This is a genomic window from Mesorhizobium sp. M7A.F.Ca.CA.001.10.2.1 (assembly GCF_003998575.1).
GTDB lineage: Bacteria > Pseudomonadota > Alphaproteobacteria > Rhizobiales > Rhizobiaceae > Mesorhizobium.
In genome coordinates this window covers 1-520 of record NZ_RZQY01001317.1, presented here as the reverse complement: position 1 = coordinate 520, position 520 = coordinate 1, and the positions used below count along the sequence as shown (strand labels likewise).

Sequence of the window (520 nt, the reverse complement as noted above, 5' to 3'; positions counted from 1 at the left end):
AGTCGGTGCCGCGCGTGATGATCGATTGCTGGCCGCCATTGGCGGTGCGGAAGAACACGTCGCCGCCATCGCCGCCGCCGCTGCCCTTGCCGCCGATTCCAACGCTCGCTCCGAAGAGGGCGCCTTCCACGACAAAGCCGCCATTGCCGCCGCCGCCGCCAAGCGATTGGACGACGATGCCTGCCGACCGGTCCTGCAGGGTTTCGACCGAGCCGCCGGTGGTGACGTCGACTTTCCTGGCGAAGCCGCCTGAACCAGCCGAGCCGCCGACGCCGACAGCCACGAGACCCGCGCCACCGAGAGCGAAGCCGCCATTGCCGCCGCCGCCGCCCACCGACTGGGCGAGGATGCCGATGGAATCGGTGCCGCGCGTCGTGACCTTGGCGTTTGCGATGTTATAGGTGACCTCGTCTCCGTTGCCGGCCGCGCTGCCGCTGCCGCCCACCGAAACAGACACGATGCCGCCAAGCGCAAAGGCGCCACCGCCATTGCCGCCGCCGCCACCCACAGACTGTGCGAG

Annotated in this window: 1 pseudogene; it reads right to left on the bottom strand. The window is 69.8% G+C overall.

The features are described from left to right. Positions 1–520: pseudogene (locus tag EN964_RS38035) on the bottom strand (hypothetical protein); the annotation flags it as partial.